This is a genomic window from Paenibacillus cremeus (genome assembly GCF_007786445.1).
Taxonomy (GTDB): Bacteria; Bacillota; Bacilli; order Paenibacillales; family NBRC-103111; genus Paenibacillus_G; species Paenibacillus_G cremeus.
Genome location: NZ_VNJI01000013.1, coordinates 34,650 through 54,446 on the forward strand (window position 1 = coordinate 34,650; position 19,797 = coordinate 54,446).

Consider the following 19,797-nt stretch of genomic DNA (forward strand, 5'->3'; position numbering starts at 1 on the left):
TTTGTAAAAAATTTGGGCGCTGAAAACCAATTGACCGCCAGCATAGCTTGGCATATTATGGGAGTTAATCGAATCGGGGAGGGGTTTCGCAGCATGAATACCAGTACCTCATTGGAGCAATTGATCAAAGCCATCAAAGCCCGGGATGCCGCACAGGCGAATGCTGTGCTGGACGCCTCGCCGCACGCGGCCCATGAACGGGACGCGCAGGGTAACAGTCCGCTGCTGCTGGCGCAATACTACGGCGCGAAGCCGATCGTGGAGCTGCTGCTGCAGCGAGGGGTCACGCTGAGCGTGTTCGAGGCGGCGGCCGTCGGGCGGCTGGACGCCGTCCAGGCTGGGCTCGATGCCGAGCCCAGCCTGGTGAACGGCGTCTCGCACGACGGCTTTTCGCCGCTCGGGCTCGCGGCGTTCTTCGGCCGCGTCGACGTCGCGGGCGAGCTGCTGCTGCGCGGCGCCGACGTCCACGCGGCGTCGCGCAACGCGATGCGCGTGCAGCCGCTGCACTCGGCTGCCGCAGGCCGGCATGCGGCGCTCGCGCGCATGCTGATCGAGCATGGCGCGGACGTGCACGCGCGCCAGCAAAGCGGTTGGACGCCGCTGCACTCGGCGTCCCAGAACGGGCAGGCGGAGCTCGTCCGCCTGCTGCTCGAGCGCGGCGCGGACCCGCACGCCGCGAGTGACGACGGCGCGACGCCGCTCGAGCTCGCGCGCCGCGCCGGCCACGCGGAGCAGCTCGAGCCGCTGCTCGCGCGCTAAACACCAAAGGGCCCTTGCCGCCTGAGATTCCAGCGGCAAGGGCCCTTTCAACATCTTATCGCGAGCGGAACTTCTGCGAATGCTCCTTCGCCTGCTCCACCGTTGTAATCCGGTTGCGCTGCCATTCCAGCAAAATGCGGTCAATGTAGCGAAAATGCACCTTACCTGCAAACACCGCTTCCTTCAAGCCGGCGAGGATCAGTTCCTCCGGATAGCCGTCCTTATCGATCCAGCCGGCGATCGACTCCAGCTCCATCGGCGTAAGCGGCCGGCCGAACTCGTTCTCGAAAATCGAGAACACATCCTTCCGCTCCGAGCGCCCTTTCCCCTCCGCAGCTTTGCGCTGCATCAATCGCGCCTGCTGGAGCTCGTCCGCCCGACATTCCGCCAGCCGCTGCATCAGCGGCCGCCAGTTGTACTTCTCCGAATGCACGCCGCTGACCGGGTCGGTCTCCTCGTCGATCAGGAGCAGCCCTTCCTTCAGCAGCTTTTGCAGAGATGTAATGACCTTCTCCTGCGGGACCGACATGCGCGATTTGAGCTCCTCCAGTGTCGGAAAGTCTTTGCCTTCCTTCTGCTTGAACGCCATCACATGAAGAATCAGCATGACATCGAGCTCGTGCAGCCGAAGCTGCGTATAATATTGGAACAGCCAGTAGGGAACGTCGACATTCCCCTCCTGCCAGCCCATGAGCAGCATGGACGGCAGGGGCTGAGCATCCGTATCGCCACGTCTCATGCGATGCCCCTCCTTGAGTTGCAACGGTTACTGCCATTCGCTAGCAATCCGTTGTCAACACCGCGTAAAATCGGGAGGCCGCAGCCCCCCGATGAACTTTCATTATGGATACAAACGATACAGCAAACGAGGGAACGGAATCGTCTCACGCACATGATCCAAGCCGCAAATCCAAGCTACTGTACGCTCCAACCCAAGCCCGAAGCCGGAATGCGGCACCGTGCCGTATTTGCGAAGATCCAGATACCATTGGTACGCTTCTTTGGACAGCTCGTGCTGCTGGAAGCGCTCCTCCATCAGGTCCGGATCATCGATCCGCTGGCTTCCGCCGATGATTTCCCCATAGCCTTCCGGCGCGATCATGTCCGCGCACAGCACAACCTCCGGCCGGTTCGGATCCGGCTTCATATAAAACGCCTTAATCTCCGTCGGATAGTGGGTAATGAACACCGGCTTCTCGTATTTCTCCGCAATCGCCGTTTCATGCGGCGCACCGAAGTCTTCGCCCCAGTCGAACTCATGGCCTTCCGATTTCAGGAACTTGACCGCTTCATCGTATGTAATCCGTGGGAACGGAGCTTGAATGTTCTCCAGCTTGGAAACATCGCGGCCCAGCACCTCAAGCTCAGCACGGCAGTGCTCCAGCACCGAAGAAACGATATACGAGATAAACTGCTCCTGCACCTCAAGGTTTTCTTCATGCGTCACAAACGCCATCTCCGGCTCGATCATCCAAAACTCGATCAAATGCCGGCGCGTCTTCGACTTCTCGGCACGGAACGTGGGCCCGAAGGAATACACCCGGCCCAGCGCCATCGCTGCAGCTTCCATGTACAGCTGTCCGCTCTGAGTCAAGAACGCATCCTCGTCAAAATACTTCGTATGGAACAAGTTCGTCGTACCTTCACATGACGATGGCGTCAAAATCGGCGGATCGACCAAATGGAAGCCGCGCTCATCAAAAAACTGCTGCACTGCCCGAATAATTTGCGCCCGGACAACCAGAATAGCACGCTGCTTCGGGGAACGAATCCAAAGATGGCGATGATCCATCAGAAAATCGACCCCATGCTCCTTAGGTGTAATCGGATAGTCGGTCGCTACTTGAATGATTTCCACGCCGGTAACCGTCAGCTCAAAGCCGCCTTTGCTCCGCGTATCCTCGCGCACAGTACCCGTAACGTATACAGAGCTTTCTTGAGTCAGCTTGCCGGCATCCTCCCAGACCTGTTCACTCACTTCGCTCTTAACGACAACGCCTTGAATGTAGCCGGAACCGTCGCGCAGCTGCAAAAAGCGGATTTTTCCGCTGGAACGAATATTGTGCAGCCAGCAGCCAATGGTCACCGTCTCGTTTATATGTCCGCCTACTTCGCGGATCATGCATAATGTTCGGCTCATTAAACTTCCTCCTGATATCCCCTGAACAGACGTTCGGGGCGGTTCTCTACTCCATTATACTACATTATTTTGGTTTAAAATCAACTGGTGCGTTTCCCGGGCAATCACAAGCTCCTCATTGGTTGGGATGACTAGCACCTGAACCCGCGAACTGTTCCGCGTAATAACCCGTTCACCGGATTCCCTCCGGCTGTTCGCTTCTTCGTCCAGCTCGACCCCAAAAAAGCTAAGATTCCGGCAAACCGCCGCGCGCAGCACCGCCGAATTTTCACCGACACCGGCCGTAAACACAATCGCATCCATTCCGTTCATCGCCGCCGCATAGGCTCCGATATATTTGCGCAGCCGGTATTCGTACATCTCGAACGCCAGGCGGGCGCTCCGGTCCCCCGCTTCCATCGCCTCCGTAATCTCGCGCATATCGCTCCCGAGCTGTGAGATCGCCGTTAACCCGCTGTGCTTGTTGAGCATCGAACTGACTTCGCCGAGCGTCAGCTCCTCCTTATCCATCGCATACGGAACGATCGCCGGATCGATGTCGCCGCTGCGTGTCCCCATCATGAGCCCCTCGAGCGGAGTCATACCCATGCTAGTATCCATCGATTTCCCGTTCATTACCGCGGTACAGCTCGCCCCGTTGCCGATATGGCATGTGACGATTTTCAAATCTTCTAAAGGACGCCCCAAAATCGCCGCAGCGCGCTCGCTGACATACGCATGTGAGGTACCGTGAAACCCGTAGCGCCGAATTTGATGCTTTTTGTACAGCACCATCGGAATCGGATACAGGTACGCTACCGGTGGCATCGTCTGATGAAACGCCGTATCAAAAACAACCGCCTGCGGCACGCTGGGCATATTCGCTTCGACCGCCTGAATGCCGAGCATATGCGCCGGGTTGTGCAGAGGAGCAAGATCAAACAGCCGCCTGATTTCGCGCTTCACTTCATCATCGACGATCGCCGAGCCGGAAAACGACTCCCCGCCATGCACCACGCGATGCCCTACGGCATTAATCTCATGAATGTCCTTCAGCACCCCGTGCTCCGGATGCAGGAGCAGCTTCAGCATTTTGCGGATGGCCGTCGTATGCTCCAGAATTTCGCTGACTTCGCGAACCTCCCGCATGTCAGTCGGCTCATAGGTCAAAATCGCCGAGTCCATGCCGATCCGCTCAACCTTGCCTTTGGCCAAAACAGACTCCCACTGCATCGCGTAAAGCTGAAACTTGAGCGAGGAGCTGCCGGCATTAATAACCAAGATGTTCACAGCCGGTCACCATCCTTATCATAGCGAAAAAAGCCTTGTCCTGTCTTCGTCCCCAGCTGCCCTGCCCTGACCATTTGTTTGAGCAGCACCGACGGCCGATACTTCACATCGCCGAACTCTCGGAATATCCGCTCCATCGCATCCAACACGGAATCGAGCCCGAAACGGTCGGCCATCTCCAGCGGCCCATAATGAAACGAATAGCCGATCCGCATCGCGCTATCGATATCCTCGGCACTTGCCACCCGCTCCGATAACGTATGCAGCGCCTCGTTAATGAGCACGCAGATGAGCCGCGTTGTCACGAAGCCCGGCGATTCGTAAACTTGGATGCCGCGTTTTTGGATCGTCTCCTCGACAAACTGCTTGATTAGTGCAGCGGTCTCATCACTCGTTCTCAATCCGCGAATAATTTCCACCAGATTAATTTTAGACACCGGATATAAAAAATGAAGTCCTATCACGCGCTCCGGGCGTGCGGTAACTGCCGCCATCTCGGTCAAGCTGAGCGTTGATGTATTACTCGCCAAAATCACTTCCTCCGGACAAAGCTGGTCCAGCTGGCGAAATACCTCTTTCTTCAGCTCCATATCCTCGCTCACCGACTCGATCACCAGCTGGCAATCAACCAGCCGCTGCCACTCTGTATATGGATGAATGCGGGATAAGATCAACTTTTTCTCCGCCTCGGTTATTGCCCACTTCTCCAGCTGCTTATCCAAGCTGATGACGATGCATTCCATCGCCTGCTCCAGCTTCTCAGCCGTACGTTCAATTAAGATGACCTCAAGACCGCTGGCGGAAAGCATCTCCGCAATACCTTGTCCCATCGTGCCTGCCCCAACCACACCGATTTTCGTAAACACCATGCTGCCCCCCCTGTACGGTTATCCCTGTTATGATTCAAGCTTATTATAGATCGCTAGCTCTTGTCTGTGATAGCAGTCATAGTACGAAAAATAATCTGCCGCGCCAATCCAACGTATATCTAAATCTTAGCACATCATTTTCGTATACACAAACACATGTTCGCCAATACCTGTTAGCCGCTCATAAATGATCCTTGCACGAAAATAATGCTTATATTTCCCATATCCAGCCCTTTTCACGCACAAAAAAAAGCCCGCCGCCCCAATGGGACAACGAGCTTGCTTCTTACTTATAAGCCAAGCGAGCTTCATGCTTCGCTTCGTATTCTGCGATCTTATCGTCATGCTGCAGCGTCAGGCCGATATCGTCGAGCCCAAGCAGCAGGAATTGACGGCGGTGCTCATCCAGATCAAAGCTGATAGACAACCCTTGGTCATCCGTGATCACTTTGTTTTCCAGATCTACGTTCAGCTTGTAGCCTTCTGTAGCCGCTGTGCGTTGGAACAGCTCTTCTACTTGCTCTTCGCTGAGCTTGATCGGCAGGATGCCGTTTTTGAAGCAGTTGTTGTAGAAAATGTCCGCATACGACGGTGCGATCACGACGCGGAATCCGTAGTCTTGAATCGCCCATGGCGCGTGCTCACGGGAGGAGCCGCAGCCGAAGTTGGCACGGGAGATCAATACCGATGCGCCTTGGTAGCGCGGTTGATTCAAGCTGAAGCTGGCGATTTCTTTGCCGCTTTGGTCAAAGCGCCATTCGAAGAATAAGAATTGTCCGAAGCCGGAACGCTCGATCCGCTTCAAAAATTGTTTAGGGATAATGGCGTCCGTATCCACGTTTACGCGGTCCACCGGACCTACAAGGCCGGTATGCTGTTTAAAAGCTTCCATGTCGGTCTGCTCCTCGCTATTGATTAATAATGTATTTTAAGCTTCCTGCTTTAATTTGAATTCCCAATTCCGCACGTCAGTGAAGCGTCCTTCGATTGCAGCAGCTGCTGCCATAGCCGGGGATACGAGGTGCGTACGTCCATCGCGGCCTTGACGACCTTCGAAGTTCCGGTTCGATGTCGATGCGCAGCGTTGACCTGGCTTCAGAACGTCAGGGTTCATCGCAAGGCACATGCTGCAGCCCGCATCGCGCCATTCAAAGCCTGCTTCGGTGAAGACTTTGTCCAAGCCTTCTTTTTCCGCTTGAATTTTGACGCGGCCCGAGCCTGGAACCACAATCGCAGTTACGTTCGAAGATACCTTGTAGCCTTGAGCTACAGCCGCCGCAGCGCGCAGGTCTTCGATCCGGCCGTTCGTACAGGAGCCGATAAATACATAATCAACAGGAATTTCCGTCATCGGAGTGCCTGGTGTCAGACCCATGTACTCGAGTGCTTTCTCGGATGCTTTACGCTCGTTCTCTGTTGCAAAATCCGCTGGGTTTGGAACGGCAGCCGAAATGTCTGTACCCATGCCTGGGCTTGTGCCCCAGGTAACTTGCGGAATCAGGCTGTCAGCGTCAAAATCCACTACACGGTCATAAACTGCACCGCTGTCCGTAGTCAATTGCTTCCATTCAGCTACAGCAGCGTCGAATGCAGCGCCTTGAGGCACATACTCGCGTCCGCGCAGGTATTCGAATGTCGTTTCGTCCGGAGCGATCAAGCCTGCCCGTGCGCCGGCTTCAATGGACATGTTACATACGGTCATGCGCTCTTCCATGGACAAGCCGCGAATCGCTTCACCTGTGTACTCGAGAACATAGCCCGTTGCAAAATCCGTACCGTACTTCGCGATCACGCCGAGGATCAAGTCCTTAGCCGTTACGCCTGCGTTCAGCTTGCCGTTGATGCGCACTTCCAGCGTCTTAGGCTTCGCTTGCTGCAAGCATTGCGTAGCAAGCACGTGCTCAACCTCACTCGTACCGATACCAAAAGCCAGTGCGCCGAATGCGCCGTGAGTCGAAGTGTGGCTGTCGCCGCAAACAATCGTTTTACCTGGATGAGTCAGGCCCAGCTCAGGACCCATAACGTGCACGACACCTTGGTCGATGCTGTCCAGGTCGAACAGGGTAACGCCGAAATCTTTACAGTTCTGCGACAGCGTGTCGATTTGCTGCTTGGAGATCGGATCGGTGATATTGAAACGATCCTTCGTTGGAACGTTGTGATCCATTGTTGCGAATGTCAGATCCGGGCGGCGAACCTTGCGGCCGGATAAGCGCAGACCTTCGAAGGCTTGCGGGGAAGTTACTTCATGAACGAGCTGCAGGTCGATGTAGATGATGCTTGGCTTGCCCTGCTCCGAATGAATGACATGATTGTCCCAAATTTTCTCGAACATTGTTTTTGCCATCGGTTCCACCTCAATGTGTTAAGTATGTTGCAATCCGCTGCAACGATGCGATAATTGCATTTTCTATAACCTTATACTAGCACTTCCATCTTCATTGTTCCAAGATATAATATCTATAGCATTCATAGGTATTTATTATAGGGCACTAAAGTATATCGATCCCTTTTTGCGGACATTCTAGATTTCGACGGTGAAAAGAGAGGTGTTTTCCGTTGGACCATCTAACGAAGAATACTAAGGTAGTTGTTAATGAAACCAATTCGTTGTAAATTCGTTTACAACTGAAGTGAGGGGATGTGCCTTCAGCACGTAGATGTAGTATCCGTACTGCAATCGTGGGGACAGGTAAGAACCTAAGGATCATGGCAGAATTACCCATCCAATTCACCGTCGGGAAGGACTCCGCAAGGGGTCCTTTTTCTGTTATACTTCTGTTATCCTTATAGGTAAAAATAATAACTAACTCGCTACAAGGAGATCCGAGACTATGGAACTTCGTCAGCTTCAATATGCATTGCAAATTGCCATCGAGAAAAACTTTTCCCGCGCCGCCGAAAAGCTTCATATCGCCCAGCCTTCCTTAAGCCAGCAGCTATCCAAATTGGAAAAGGAGCTCGGCGTTCTGTTATTTCAACGCACCACCAACTCGGTCGAGGTGACGCACGCTGGCTCGCAATTCGTGGAGAAGGCGCAAAAAATACTCGATATGGTCGAGCAGCTGAAGCAGGAAATGGAAGACATTTCACTTATGCGCAAAGGGAAGCTGGTCGTCGGCAGCCTTCCAATCACCGGTGCCCACGTGCTTCCCCTGGTGCTGCCTGTCTTTCAGGCGCGGTACCCCGAGATTGAGATCGTACTGGTCGAGGAAACGACGGCGAACCTCGAGCATTTGACGGGCAACGGCGGAGCCGATATTAGCTTGCTGTCTTTGCCGCTTGGGGATCAATCGCTCACCTACGAGCCGCTGATGGATGAAGAGATCATCCTGGCGGTGCCGCCGCAGCATCCGTTAGCGCAAAGCTCCGCCCCCATTGAGATCGGACAGCTCAAGGACGAGCCTTTTATCGCGTTGAAAAAAGGGCAGGGCTTTCGCCAGATCGCCATCGAGCTGTGCAATGACGCCGGCTTTATGCCAAACATCGTCTTTGAGAGCAGCAATATTGAAACGGTACAATCCTTGGTCGCCGCAGGCATGGGCATCGCCTTTGTCCCGCAGATGCTGACTCGCGGGCGCTGGAGCGAGCTGTCGCCCATCTATCGTTCGCTGTCGAGCAAGCCGACCCGGACGCTCGTCGTTGCCTATCGCAAGGGCCGCTACTTATCCAAAGCCGTCATTAAGTTTATGGAAACGTTCAGAGAGGTCGTCTCTCCCAGCTAGTACCCCTGTGTACGGTTAACTCGGGCAAAGCAAAAACGGTGATAATTCCAGAAGAATTATCACCGCTAACTATCCAATAATATTAAACTTATGACTTCAGCACATCATGATCCACATACCGCGCGCCATTGAGCTGGCTGATCACGTTAATAGCTACCTTCGCGCCGTCCCCAGCCGTAATAATCGTATGCAGGCTGACTCCTGCTGCAGCACCTGCCGCCCAGATTCCCTCTACGCTCGTTTTCCCGTTCTGATCCGCGTCGATCACCGATTTCACGCGAGGCTCCGTGCCGTCCTTCACCTTCAGCCCTGCTTTTTCCGCCAAATCGATCGAAAGCCCTGTTGCTACGATGACTTGATTCGCATCATATGTACCGGCGTCGGTCTCGACTTGAAAGCCGGACTCCGACTTCACGATATTCACGACGGACTCCGTCTTGATTTCGGCTCCGAACTGAATGGCCTGCTGCTTCCCAATATCCACTAGCTCAGGTCCCGTAATATCCTTGATACCGTAATGATTTTGAATCCATGCCCGCTTGGTTATGCTCTTGTCATTATCGATAACCAAGGTTTTCTTCCCCGCTTTGGCAGCAAAAAGCGCCGCGCTGGCTCCTGCAGGACCTGCACCAATAATAGCGATATCATACATAGGTACGCGCACTCCCTTAAGTAGATTTGTGGTTCATATACATTATAAATATAAATGTTTGCTAAATCAAATTTAGTATGTGCAAAAAAATAAAGCGCTAAACTGACCTCATCGCTGCCAGCTCTGCGCTCTATTTCAACTCATTTTTAGTACAGCTGCGGTCTACGGTCCTCGAAGATCGGAATGCGGCTGCGAACCTCTGCTACCGTGCTCAGGTCCACCTGGGCGCGAATGATTTGCTCCGATTCATCGCCTTCGGCCAGCACCTCGCCCCACGGGTCGATGACCATCGAATGGCCGAAAAATTCCGTCGTCCCGCTCACGCCCACCCGGTTGCAGGACACGACGAACATTTGATTTTCGATCGCCCGGGCCATCAAGAGCGTGCGCCAATGATGCAGCCGCGGATTCGGCCACTCGGCAGGCACGAAGACGATTTGCGCTCCCCCGAGCGCCAGCTTCCGGGTCAGCTCCGGGAACCGGATATCATAGCAGATCATCATCCCGGCCGGCACGCCATCGAGCTCCAGCTGGCCTACGCGCTCGCCGCTTTGCAGAAACTTCTCCTCGTCCATTAGACGGAACAGGTGAATTTTCGAATAATCCGCCACACGGCCGCCTTCCCGGTCATAGGCGTAGATGGTGTTATAAACGCCGCCTTCTTTTTTCTCCGCGATCGATCCGCCGATTATGAGCACCCCATGCTTCTTGCTGAAAGCCGAGAGCAGCGCATCCGTCCGTTCTCCGTTCACATCGGAGAGCTCTTGAATCTGCTCCAACGCGTACCCCGTGTTCCACATCTCCGGAAACATAATGACATCCGGCTTCGGCTCATGTGCTGCCGCTTCCTCCAGCAGCCGCTCCAGCTTGGCAAAATTGCGCTCCGGCTCGCCGATGGCGATGTCCATTTGCAGCAGTGCGAGATTCCATGCTTGTTGTGCCATCCGATTTCTCCACCTTTTTTATAATCAACGTTTCTTAAATGATAGTGCAAGCAGGCCCGAACTTCAACCCGTTGCTGTCGCTTTAACCTTGCGGCTGTACACCATTCCTAGACATATTAGGGCGAAAGCCGTCAGATCGACCGGCGTCAGCTTTTCACCGAGCATCAGAACAATCAGCCCCAGCGTAATAAAAGGGGTAAAATACGTAAAGCTCGCCACTAGCGAAGCGGAGGCATACTGCAGCGCCCGATAATACAGAAAAAAGCCCACAACGTGCGTGCTCAAGCTGATCCAAGCCAGGTATGAGAAATCCGGGAGTGACGGAACCGTGAAGCGCGAGTTCAAGGCCATCCCAATGGTTGAGAGTAAAGACGCAGTTATCGTGATGATCAAGGTGCTGTGAAATAGGTCGAGCGTATTTTTCTTGAGCAGGTTCGTATATAAGCCCCAGCATACTGCCGCAGCGATTGCCATTAGGTCGCCCAGCAGATTGGTCAGATGGAGGCTGGCCAGGTCTCCCTTGGTCACCAGCAGGAGTGTACCGGCAAAGCCCAAGATGATGGAGATCACCTTATATTTATTCAGCTTCTCATGATTCATGGGGACGGCGAACAAAACGATAAAGATCGGAAACAAATAATTGAGCATGGACGCCTCGACGGCGGGCAGCATCTCCAGCGCTTTGACATATAGTATGTCGTATAGAAACGTGAACACGCCGCAACACATCAATAAGATGACGCTTTTGCCCGTCCAGATTGTCTTCGGCTTCCGTTTCCACCACACGATGAATAGGATAGAGAATGACACAGCGGCAATGCCATACGTATAAAAAAGCACTTGATAACTGTCCAAATGTCGGAGCAATAGTTTATTGACTGCAGCAAACGAGCCCCACATGAGAAGCAAAATAGGCATTAGGATATACGGATTCTTGGTGGCTTCGGTGGGTGTTGTCTTCATGATTTGGCAAACCACACAGTCCAGCGGTCCTTTTCCACAACGGTGTCCTGAGGCCGGTATCCCGCTTCGCTTTCAATCCTGTCAGCCAGCACCTTCAATTCCTCATCCGTAAGCTCATGCAAAATCGATCGGCCCGTTCGCTGCAATAGCTCTTCCCGGTAGTCCGCAAATGACACATACCGCTTGCGAGTCTCCCATAGCTGCACAGCCTCGACCTGCCGAAAGCCTGCTTCCCTCAAGGCCTCACCTACTGTCGTTAACGAATGACGTCGCTTCGTCTCCATCGACGCGAGCTTTGGGAAGCGTTCGAACCAATAGCCTCGCGCATGCTCCCGGCTTCCTTCCAGCAAGCAATCCTCCGGCGTCCGGTCCTGCACGATCAGGGTTCCACCGTTTTTTAAAATTCTGCGCGCTTCCTTCATCGCTTTCTTAAGCTCCGTCACGGTAAGATGATGAATCAACGCCCGCTCCAACACCACGCAAGCACTGGCATCTTGAAGCCCGGTATCTGCAGCGCTTCCTTGCTTAAACCTAATTTGCGAATAGCCAGCACAATACTCCCTTGCTCCCTGCAGCATCGCCTCAGAGAAATCGACTCCTATTACCTCAGCAGCACCCAGATCAGCTAGTGCAATGGAGTATACGCCTCCGCCGCAGCCGATATCAACCGCAACTGTACCTTTTACGTCAACCTTTTCTTCTATAATTGTAAGCCATTCCTGATCGGCGCGTCTGCCGACGTACGTATGCTTATTTTTCTCATCATGAAATTCGATCGGCATGTGCAGCTCCCCCAAACATCAAAGTTTCATCTAATGAAATAATATTTCATTCATCGCAACTTACTGTTTTTACTATACCATAGGACCTTCCCTCTGAATACCCTCCAGTGTACACTCCAGACAATTCATGATACATTATTTTTATTGTACATATAACCTTAACCCATTGGAGTGAAACCATAGATGAACCCGACGACTTCATCCGCCATCAGCGGATTCTCGATTCAACCGGCCGAGCGGCTGCAGGAGCTTCCGACGCAATTTTTCGCCAAGCTGGTCGGCAAAGCCAATGCGCAGGTCGCCCAAGGCCATGACGTCATTAATTTAGGCCAAGGCAACCCGGATCGCCCGACCCCGCCTCATATTGTCCGTGCGCTTCAGCAGGCAGCTGAAAACCCGCAATATCACCGCTACCCGCCTTTTAACGGCTATATGTTCTTGAAAGAAGCCGTTGCGAAGCGATACAAAGAGGATTTCGGCGTCGACCTCGATCCGGAGAAGGAAGTCGCGATTCTATTCGGCGGCAAAACCGGTCTGGTTGAAATCAGCCAATGTCTTCTGAATCCTGGCGACGTCTGTCTCGTACCTGATCCAGGGTATCCGGATTACTGGTCCGGGGTGGCTCTGTCCGGCGCAAGGATGGCGTTCATGCCGCTGCGTGAGTCGAACAACTTTTTACCGGATTACAGCTCCCTGTCGATGGACGATGTGAACAAAGCGAAGCTTATGTTTATCAACTATCCGAACAACCCTACGGCTGTTTCGGCTCCCGCTTCCTTCTATGAGGAAACGATTCAGTTTGCGGCTAAGCATAACATCGTCGTTGCAAGTGACTTTGCGTATGGCGCGATTGGATTCGACGGGCAGAAGCCGATCAGCTTCCTGCAAATTCCCGGCGCCAAAGAGGTGGGCGTGGAATTTTACACCCTCTCCAAAACGTACAACATGGCCGGCTGGCGTGTCGGCTTTGCGCTCGGCAACGCGGAAGTTGTTCGCATGATCAACCTGATCCAAGACCATTATTACTGCAGTCTCTTCGGAGGCATTCAAGTCGCTGCAGCCGAAGCGCTCACAGGTCCACAGGATTGCGTTCACGAGCTCGTTTCGGTGTACCAAAGCCGGCGCAATGCGCTATACAGTGCTCTCGACCGCATCGGCTGGCAAGCGAACCGCTCGCAGGGCTCGTTCTTCACCTGGCTGCCGGTGCCTAAGGGCTACACCTCCGAATCACTGGCCGACCGTCTGCTGGAAGAAGCGAAAATCGTCGTCGCCCCCGGCGTCGGATTCGGGGAAAGCGGCGAAGGCTACGTCCGGCTCGGTCTTCTTACATCGGAAGAAAGACTGCAAGAAGCGGTGAACCGGATCGCGAAGCTTAACCTGTTCGGCTAGTTTTGACTCTTGGCTATAGGAAGGGCGGCCTTTTGACGCCTTTACAAATAGTTGCCTTGCGTGCTATTCTTATTAGATAGCAAACGTATTGATGGGAATAGTAGGAAGCCCCGTTCATGACCAGAAAGTAAATTCCACCGGCTGCGAGAATTTACCGTGAACCCTTGCCGAACCCGCCCCTGAACGGCCAACGAGGAGTTGGACGGCTTTCCCTGTCGTTATTCGGGACTGAAGACGGATGAGCTAGGCTCATCAAGTAAGGTGGTACCGCGGAAGTTAGAAGGCTTTCGTCCTTAATCAGGACGGGGCCTTTTTTGTTTTTTTCTCCTCCATTATTCCTACATAAATTCAAACGTTGATTGAGGAAAGAAGGGATTCGGAATGCAGCAAACGATTGTGATCAAAATCGGCAGCAGCTCGCTCACCTCAGATGAAGGCGGGCTGAACCGTGAGAAGATTGTGTTTTTTGCCGGAGAGCTGGCGGAGCTTCATCGGAAGGGCTACTCCGTCCTCCTGGTGACCTCAGGCGCTGTAGCTGCCGGCTTCCGGGCGATGGGCTTCGCGTCCAGACCAAAGATTCTTCACGAAAAACAAGCGTCCGCCTCCGTTGGTCAGGCGCTCTTGATGCAGGCATATCATGCGGCTTTTGCTCAGCACGAGATCGGCGTTGGCCAAATTTTGTTGACCCGCTCCGACTTCTCCAACCGCAAACGGATCCACAATGCACAGATGACGATCGAAGAGCTGCTGCGCGGCCGGATTATTCCGATCATTAACGAGAATGACACGGTGGCTGTCGATGAGCTGAAATTCGGGGACAACGACACGCTGTCTGCGCTGGTTGCCAATCTGGTGCGCGCGCGTCAGCTGCTGATTTTGACAGACACAGACGGCTTGTACACCGAGGATCCGCGTAAAAATCGCGACGCCAAACGGATCGACCGTGTGCTGGAGATCGACGAGGAGATTTACCGGATTGCCGGTGACTCCGGCTCCAGTGTCGGCACAGGTGGGTTCCGCTCCAAGATCGAAGCGGCCCGCATTGCCATGCGCGGCGGCGTACCGGTCTTCATCGGTCAGGTGAAGGAGCCCGGTGACCTTGCGATCGCTGTGGATGGGGTCGGCAAGGGGACTTATTTTGATACGAGTGCGCACAATTTGCCGATGAAAAAGCAATGGCTAGGCTTCCACTCTCAGCCCCAAGGCCGTGTTGCCGTCGATGACGGCGCTCAATCGGCGCTCGTAAATGGCGGCAAAAGTCTGCTGCCTGCCGGTGTCCGAGAGGTTACTGGTGATTTTCACCCTGGCGATGTCATTGAAGTGGTCAATCTAACTGGCCATACCATCGGGCGCGGTGTCGTGAACTACGCTTCCTGGCAGCTCAGAGCCGTAGCCGGGATGAGCACGGAGGAGGTCCAAAACCGAATTGAAGTGCTGCGTATTGAAGTCATCCATCGGGATGAATGGATTACACTCGCACAGCCACTGAAAGCCCACAACATTGACAATGGCTATCGTAGAAGCACCGAAAACAATGGCAATAAGGAGGAGAATATCCGATGACGAACACGAATCAATCCCAGACGGCCAGTGAAGCGGCTCGCAAGGCCGCGCTTGCCAAGCAAGCGGCTCCAAAGCTGGGTTTACTGACTACTGAGCAAAAAAATCATGCCCTTCTCCGCATGGCGGATAGCCTTGTAGCGGAAGCGGAATCGATCATTGCCGCAAATACAGAGGATCTTCAGCGGGGCCAAGAGAACGGCACCAGCGCCTCCCTATTGGATCGATTGGCGCTCAATCACAAGCGGATCGAAGCGATGGCGGAAGGCCTTCGCCAAGTCGTGGAACTGCCGGATCCGATCGGTGAGCTGCTGGAGGAAACGACGCGCCCGAACGGGCTGCACATTCGCAAGCTGCGCGTGCCTTTAGGCGTCATTGGCATTATCTATGAAGCGCGCCCGAACGTTACGGTCGATGCAGCGGGCTTATGTCTGAAAACAGGCAACGCCGTCGTGCTTCGCGGAGGCTCCTCTGCCCTTTCGTCCAACAAACGGATCGTCGAAGTGCTTCATGCTGCGCTCTCTGAAACCGATCTGCCTGCAGATGCGCTTCAGCTCGTGGAAGATCCAAGCCGCGCATCGGTAGATGAGATGCTGAAGCTGAACGGTCTGCTCGATGTGCTCATCCCTCGGGGCGGCGCATCGCTAATTCAAAATGTCGTCAAAAACGCCACCGTACCTGTCATTGAAACGGGCGCCGGTATCTGCCATACTTACATCGACGCAAGCGCGCAAGTCGTTATGGCACTGCAAATCGGCCTGAACGCCAAGGTTCAGCGCCCTTCTGTCTGCAATTCGATGGAGACCTTGCTCGTGCACCGCGCGTTTGCCGAGCGTCACTTATCGATGATTGCGGATCAATTCGTGCAGCAGAGCGTGGAGCTTCGCGGAGATGTGGAAGCCCGAAAGCTGGTACCGGCTTTCAAGGAAGCTGCCGACGAGGATTGGGATACGGAATACAACGACTATATACTTAACGTGCGAGTCGTAAATGATATAGATGAAGCGCTGGAGCATATTCGTTTGCACGGCACCATGCACTCCGAATGCATCGTTACGGAAAATGCCGAGAATGCGGTTCGGTTCTTGCAGGAGGTCGATGCGGCTGCAGTGTATCACAATGCTTCCACCCGCTTCACCGATGGCTTTGAATTCGGCTTCGGCGCCGAGATCGGCATCAGCACCCAGAAGCTGCACGCACGTGGTCCGATGGGGCTGCCTGCGCTCACGTCCACCAAGTATTGCATTCAGGGAAGCGGTCAAATCCGCGGATAATCGTATAAAGGAGCAATTCGAATGACACTTTCTTTATCCCAAGCCAAAATCACGTTTATCGGCGCAGGCTCGATGGCGGAGGCCATCATTCGCGGCCTCACCTCGACCGGCGAAGGCGATGCCAGCCGCGTCCGCGTCATGAACCGGTCCGATGTCGCTAAGCTTCAATCGCTTCATGAGCGTTACGGCGTCAGCTACATGACGGAGCAGCCCGCCAAAGACGATGCGATTGCTACCGCAGACGTCGTGGTTATCGCGTTCAAGCCCAAGGATGCCGCTGAAGGACTGCTCAGCTTGAAGCCGCTGCTGCGCAAGGAGCAGCTGCTCGTGTCGGTCATCGCCGGCATGTCGATCGACACGATGGAAGGCTTGCTCGGCGTGACCGGCCAGCCGATTGCCCGCACGATGCCGAATACGTCCAGCACGATCGGTCTCGGTGCAACCGGTATCAGCTTCTCCTCCGGCGTGAGCGATGAGCAGCGTCAGCTGGCGCTGGATATGTTCGCTTCAACTGGCATCGTCTCCGTCGTTGCGGAGCCACTGCTGAACGCGGTCAATGCCGTTTCCGGCAGCGGTCCCGCTTATATCTACTACATGATGGAGGCCATGATCGCCGGCGGCGTCGAGCTGGGACTGGAGCCGGAAGAGGCTCGCCGCTTAACGGTGCAAACCGTGCTTGGCGCCGCCAGCATGGTGCAGGCTACCGGTGAAGAGCCGGCGGACCTGCGCCGCAAGGTCACTTCCCCGAACGGGACTACGCAAGCAGCGCTGGAAACGCTGGACCGCTGCGGCTTCTCCGAAGGCGTCATCAAAGCCGAGTTCCGCTGCGCCGAGCGTGCTGCCGAGATGGGTGCTGCCATCAGCGCCTCCGTTACTTCCCATACCAAGTAAAATAAGTAAAGCAGGTGTCTACTTTGAATTTGACAGAATCCCGTGCAGCATATTGCACGGCCACCTACCGTTGTTACGATGAAAAAGCTGATTTCAATAAAAAAGCACAAGGCATCGCCGTCGGCCTTACCGTTGGCAGCTGGACAGACCTCCCTGAAGCACGTAAAGCCGAGATGGAAAAGCATCTTGGCCGCGTCGTGAGCGTTGATGTGCATGAGCCTGCTGCAGGTGAACCGGCATCCGGTCGGTATGCCGATATTACCGTCGCCTATCCGGACGTCAATTTCAGCCGCGATATCCCCGCTCTGCTGGTCACCGTCTTCGGCAAGCTGTCCATGGACGGCAAAATTAAGCTGATCGACCTTGGATTTTCCGATGGCTTCTTGTCCGCTTTCCCTGGTCCGCGCTTTGGCCTTCAAGGCGTCCGCGATCTGCTCGGCGTACATAACCGCCCGCTCCTCATGAGCATTTTCAAATCGGTCATCGGCCACGATCTGCCTGCGCTGCGTGAACAGTTTTATCAGCAAGCAGCCGGCGGTGTCGATCTGATTAAGGATGACGAGATCCTGTTTGAAAACCCGCTGACGCCGATTGAGCGCCGCGTAGAGATATGCATGGAGGCCGCGGCCCAAGCGTCGCAGGTTACAGGACAAAAGCTGCTGTATGCTGTTAACCTCACTGGACCGACGTTTAGTCTGATTGACCAAGCGCGCAAAGCGATTAACGCAGGTGCGAACGCCCTGCTTTTCAACGTGCTCGCCTACGGCTTCGATGCGCTTAGCGAGCTGAGCCGCCACCCGGACATCCGTGTGCCGATTATGGCCCATCCGGCGCTGGCTGGAGCACTGTACCCGTCGCAGTATCACGGCATCGCCGCGAACGTGCTGCTCGGCAAGCTGATGCGGCTTGCAGGAGCGGATCTTGTGCTGTTCCCTTCCCCATACGGCTCCGTCGTTATGCCGCGGGAAGAGAATCTTGCGATCAAGGAAGCGCTGCTTACTGCACATGCGGGTCATCTAGCCACTAGCTTCCCAGTACCGAGCGCAGGCATTCATCCTGGCCTTGTACCGCTCATCCTCAAGGACTTCGGCGGCGAGGTTGTCGTTAATGCTGGAGGCGGCGTTCACGGGCATCCGATGGGTGCTGCAGCAGGTGGCCGCGCGTTCCGTCAAGCGATCGACGGCTGCTTAGCCGGCCGCCCGCTGAGAGAGTACGCTGCAGAAGGACATCCTGAGCTGCAAGCGGCAATCGACGCGTGGGGGATCAAAGAATGAGCAAGCAGCGAGTTATTTTTTGCGATTTTGATGGCACGATTACTGTGAATGACAACATCGTGGCGATTATGAAGCATTTTCAGCCTCCGGGCTGGGATGAGCTTGTCAATCAAGTGATTTCGAAGCAAATTTCGGTTCAGGAAGGCGTCGGACGCATGTTCGCGCTCCTTCCTACCTCACGCAAGCAAGAAATTGTCGACTACGCGATCGGCAATGTGACCATTCGTGCCGGCTTCCAGCAGCTGCTGGACTACTGCCGTGAAGAACACATCCAGTTTTTAGTCACGAGCGGCGGCATCGATTTCTTTGTTTATCCTGTGTTGTCGGCGTTTCCGATTCCGAAGGAGCACATTTACTGCAACGGCAGTGACTTCAGCGGCAGCCAGATCGAGATTTTATGGCCGCATGCCTGCGACGAGCACTGCACGAACCATTGCGGCATGTGCAAAACCGCGATTATTCGCTCCTACAGCGCGGATCAGTATGAGCGCATTCTGATCGGCGACAGCATCACCGATTTTGCAGGTGCGAAGCTGGTGGACACCGTGTTCGCCCGCTCGCACCTGATCCAGCTCTGCGAGGAGCTGAAGCTGAATTATTATCCTTTCGAGGATTTCCATGACGTCATTAAGCAGCTAGAGGAGATGAAGGTAAAGTGAGCTTCAGCACCATTCGATTAGAGGAAAAGCAGCAGGCCTTCGCCGAGCTGCGCGAGATCAAAACCTTGCTGGCGGAGCGCGGCTGGTTTCCGGGCACGAGCGGGAATTTGTCGATCCGCACCGGAGAGTTTTCAAAAGATGAATTCGCGTTCGCCATCACGGCCAGCGGCAAAGACAAGTCGGTCAATACGCCGTCCGACTACTTGCTGGTCGATCAGAACGGCAAGCCAATCGAAGCCACCGGGCTCAAGCCTTCGGCAGAAACGCTGATTCACTGCGAAATTTACCGTGCCACAGGTTGCGGAGCGATTTTCCATGTGCATACGGTATTCAATGCCTTGGCATCAGAGCTGTACTGGGAGCGCGGCTCCATTCCGGTGGACGGCGTAGAGCTGATCAAGGCGTTCAACATCTGGGAAGAGGAAGCGCAGATCGAAATCCCGATTTTGCCAAACTATGCGGATATCCCACGAATCGCCGAGCTAGTGGAAGGTGCGATCCAACCCCGCATTCCAGGAATCATGCTGCGCAAGCATGGTATCTACGCGTGGGGCGCGAATGCGTTTGAAGCTAAGCGTCATCTCGAAGCGTTTGAATTTTTGTTCGAGTATGTGTATCGCTTGGCCTTGCTGAAAAAGTAATTCCAC

The 19,797-nt window shown here is 54.5% G+C and carries 19 protein-coding genes; 9 read left to right on the top strand and 10 right to left on the bottom strand.

The annotated features are described in order from the left end of the window. The first annotated feature begins 93 nt into the window (after positions 1–93). On the top strand, positions 94–759 hold the full coding sequence (locus tag FPZ49_RS12425) for an ankyrin repeat domain-containing protein (protein WP_186445796.1): 666 nt from the start codon (positions 94–96) through the stop codon (positions 757–759). 55 nt (positions 760–814) lie between these two features. Here the strand turns inward: FPZ49_RS12425 and FPZ49_RS12430 are convergent, their stop codons facing one another. The 6 genes from FPZ49_RS12430 to leuC form a co-directional block, all read right to left on the bottom strand. Beyond that, complete coding sequence (locus FPZ49_RS12430; protein ID WP_144847083.1) at positions 815–1,498, bottom strand: DnaD domain protein; 684 nt, start codon at positions 1,496–1,498, stop codon at positions 815–817. Between the two features lie 102 nt (positions 1,499–1,600). After that, positions 1,601–2,899 carry an asparagine--tRNA ligase gene (asnS, locus tag FPZ49_RS12435; protein WP_144847085.1) on the bottom strand — a complete coding sequence of 433 codons (1,299 nt, stop codon included), beginning with the start codon at positions 2,897–2,899 and terminating at the stop codon, positions 1,601–1,603. A 54-nt stretch (positions 2,900–2,953) separates the two neighbouring features. After that, entirely contained in the window at positions 2,954–4,168 is a 1,215-nt protein-coding gene (locus FPZ49_RS12440) for an acetate/propionate family kinase (RefSeq protein ID WP_144847086.1), read from the bottom strand. Next, the gene (locus tag FPZ49_RS12445) at positions 4,165–5,037 is read right to left on the bottom strand and encodes a 3-hydroxyacyl-CoA dehydrogenase family protein (RefSeq protein WP_144847088.1); all 873 of its coding nucleotides are present in this window, start codon (positions 5,035–5,037) and stop codon (positions 4,165–4,167) included. Before FPZ49_RS12445 ends, FPZ49_RS12440 begins: the two co-directional genes overlap by 4 nt. Positions 5,038–5,323: 286 nt before the next feature. Then, positions 5,324–5,929: a 3-isopropylmalate dehydratase small subunit gene (gene leuD, locus FPZ49_RS12450; RefSeq protein ID WP_144847090.1), complete on the bottom strand. Its 606-nt coding sequence runs from the start codon at positions 5,927–5,929 to the stop codon at positions 5,324–5,326. 36 nt (positions 5,930–5,965) lie between these two features. Beyond that, positions 5,966–7,384 (bottom strand): 3-isopropylmalate dehydratase large subunit, encoded by a 1,419-nt coding sequence (gene leuC, locus FPZ49_RS12455; RefSeq protein ID WP_144847092.1) that lies wholly within the window; start codon positions 7,382–7,384, stop codon positions 5,966–5,968. A gap of 487 nt (positions 7,385–7,871) precedes the next feature. On the opposite strand from leuC, the gene FPZ49_RS12460 reads away from it, so the two are divergent. Continuing rightward, the gene (locus tag FPZ49_RS12460; protein ID WP_144847094.1) at positions 7,872–8,762 is read left to right on the top strand and encodes a LysR family transcriptional regulator; all 891 of its coding nucleotides are present in this window, start codon (positions 7,872–7,874) and stop codon (positions 8,760–8,762) included. Positions 8,763–8,850: 88 nt separating this feature from the next. On the opposite strand, the gene FPZ49_RS12465 is transcribed toward FPZ49_RS12460, so the two are convergent. The 4 genes from FPZ49_RS12465 to FPZ49_RS12480 all read right to left on the bottom strand — a co-directional run bounded on the left by FPZ49_RS12465 (position 8,851) and on the right by FPZ49_RS12480 (position 12,103). Further along, on the bottom strand, positions 8,851–9,414 hold the full coding sequence (locus FPZ49_RS12465; protein WP_144847096.1) for an FAD-dependent oxidoreductase: 564 nt from the start codon (positions 9,412–9,414) through the stop codon (positions 8,851–8,853). Between the two features lie 146 nt (positions 9,415–9,560). Then, positions 9,561–10,358 carry a carbon-nitrogen family hydrolase gene (locus FPZ49_RS12470; RefSeq protein ID WP_144847098.1) on the bottom strand — a complete coding sequence of 266 codons (798 nt, stop codon included), beginning with the start codon at positions 10,356–10,358 and terminating at the stop codon, positions 9,561–9,563. A gap of 63 nt (positions 10,359–10,421) precedes the next feature. Beyond that, positions 10,422–11,321: a DMT family transporter gene (locus FPZ49_RS12475; protein ID WP_144847100.1), complete on the bottom strand. Its 900-nt coding sequence runs from the start codon at positions 11,319–11,321 to the stop codon at positions 10,422–10,424. Further along, positions 11,318–12,103: a class I SAM-dependent methyltransferase gene (locus tag FPZ49_RS12480; protein WP_144847102.1), complete on the bottom strand. Its 786-nt coding sequence runs from the start codon at positions 12,101–12,103 to the stop codon at positions 11,318–11,320. Before FPZ49_RS12480 ends, FPZ49_RS12475 begins: the two co-directional genes overlap by 4 nt. A gap of 183 nt (positions 12,104–12,286) precedes the next feature. On the opposite strand from FPZ49_RS12480, the gene FPZ49_RS12485 reads away from it, so the two are divergent. The 7 genes from FPZ49_RS12485 (at position 12,287) to mtnB (ending at position 19,791) form a co-directional block, all read left to right on the top strand. Continuing rightward, positions 12,287–13,492, top strand: coding sequence for a pyridoxal phosphate-dependent aminotransferase (locus FPZ49_RS12485; protein ID WP_144847104.1), 1,206 nt, complete (start codon positions 12,287–12,289; stop codon positions 13,490–13,492). 381 nt (positions 13,493–13,873) lie between these two features. Next, complete coding sequence (proB, locus tag FPZ49_RS12490; protein WP_144847106.1) at positions 13,874–15,055, top strand: glutamate 5-kinase; 1,182 nt, start codon at positions 13,874–13,876, stop codon at positions 15,053–15,055. After that, positions 15,052–16,326 (top strand): glutamate-5-semialdehyde dehydrogenase, encoded by a 1,275-nt coding sequence (locus FPZ49_RS12495; RefSeq protein WP_144847108.1) that lies wholly within the window; start codon positions 15,052–15,054, stop codon positions 16,324–16,326. The genes proB and FPZ49_RS12495 overlap by 4 nt, the downstream gene beginning before the upstream one ends. Before the next feature lie 21 nt (positions 16,327–16,347). Then, positions 16,348–17,217 (top strand): pyrroline-5-carboxylate reductase, encoded by an 870-nt coding sequence (proC, locus tag FPZ49_RS12500; RefSeq protein WP_144847110.1) that lies wholly within the window; start codon positions 16,348–16,350, stop codon positions 17,215–17,217. Positions 17,218–17,240: 23 nt separating this feature from the next. Beyond that, entirely contained in the window at positions 17,241–18,491 is a 1,251-nt protein-coding gene (locus FPZ49_RS12505; RefSeq protein ID WP_144847112.1) for a 2,3-diketo-5-methylthiopentyl-1-phosphate enolase, read from the top strand. Continuing rightward, positions 18,488–19,150, top strand: a complete 663-nt coding sequence (locus FPZ49_RS12510) for a 2-hydroxy-3-keto-5-methylthiopentenyl-1-phosphate phosphatase (protein WP_144847114.1) — start codon at positions 18,488–18,490, stop codon at positions 19,148–19,150. The genes FPZ49_RS12505 and FPZ49_RS12510 overlap by 4 nt, the downstream gene beginning before the upstream one ends. Further along, positions 19,147–19,791, top strand: coding sequence for a methylthioribulose 1-phosphate dehydratase (gene mtnB / locus FPZ49_RS12515; RefSeq protein WP_144847116.1), 645 nt, complete (start codon positions 19,147–19,149; stop codon positions 19,789–19,791). Before FPZ49_RS12510 ends, mtnB begins: the two co-directional genes overlap by 4 nt. Positions 19,792–19,797: the final 6 nt, after the last annotated feature.

Excerpts from the sequence above, each read along its gene's own strand:
- FPZ49_RS12445 (WP_144847088.1), bottom strand. The coding sequence starts at position 5,037 with ATGGTGTTTACGAAAATCGGTGTGGTTGGGGCAGGCACGATGGGACAA.
- FPZ49_RS12475 (WP_144847100.1), bottom strand. The coding sequence starts at position 11,321 with ATGAAGACAACACCCACCGAAGCCACCAAGAATCCGTATATCCTAATG.
- proB (WP_144847106.1), top strand. The coding sequence starts at position 13,874 with ATGCAGCAAACGATTGTGATCAAAATCGGCAGCAGCTCGCTCACCTCA.
- FPZ49_RS12480 (WP_144847102.1), bottom strand. The coding sequence starts at position 12,103 with ATGCCGATCGAATTTCATGATGAGAAAAATAAGCATACGTACGTCGGC.
- FPZ49_RS12495 (WP_144847108.1), top strand. The coding sequence starts at position 15,052 with ATGACGAACACGAATCAATCCCAGACGGCCAGTGAAGCGGCTCGCAAG.
- proC (WP_144847110.1), top strand. The coding sequence starts at position 16,348 with ATGACACTTTCTTTATCCCAAGCCAAAATCACGTTTATCGGCGCAGGC.
- FPZ49_RS12430 (WP_144847083.1), bottom strand. The coding sequence starts at position 1,498 with ATGAGACGTGGCGATACGGATGCTCAGCCCCTGCCGTCCATGCTGCTC.
- FPZ49_RS12510 (WP_144847114.1), top strand. The coding sequence starts at position 18,488 with ATGAGCAAGCAGCGAGTTATTTTTTGCGATTTTGATGGCACGATTACT.
- FPZ49_RS12470 (WP_144847098.1), bottom strand. The coding sequence starts at position 10,358 with ATGGCACAACAAGCATGGAATCTCGCACTGCTGCAAATGGACATCGCC.
- FPZ49_RS12425 (WP_186445796.1), top strand. The coding sequence starts at position 94 with ATGAATACCAGTACCTCATTGGAGCAATTGATCAAAGCCATCAAAGCC.
- FPZ49_RS12465 (WP_144847096.1), bottom strand. The coding sequence starts at position 9,414 with ATGTATGATATCGCTATTATTGGTGCAGGTCCTGCAGGAGCCAGCGCG.
- FPZ49_RS12460 (WP_144847094.1), top strand. The coding sequence starts at position 7,872 with ATGGAACTTCGTCAGCTTCAATATGCATTGCAAATTGCCATCGAGAAA.
- FPZ49_RS12485 (WP_144847104.1), top strand. The coding sequence starts at position 12,287 with ATGAACCCGACGACTTCATCCGCCATCAGCGGATTCTCGATTCAACCG.
- asnS (WP_144847085.1), bottom strand. The coding sequence starts at position 2,899 with ATGAGCCGAACATTATGCATGATCCGCGAAGTAGGCGGACATATAAAC.
- leuC (WP_144847092.1), bottom strand. The coding sequence starts at position 7,384 with ATGGCAAAAACAATGTTCGAGAAAATTTGGGACAATCATGTCATTCAT.
- leuD (WP_144847090.1), bottom strand. The coding sequence starts at position 5,929 with ATGGAAGCTTTTAAACAGCATACCGGCCTTGTAGGTCCGGTGGACCGC.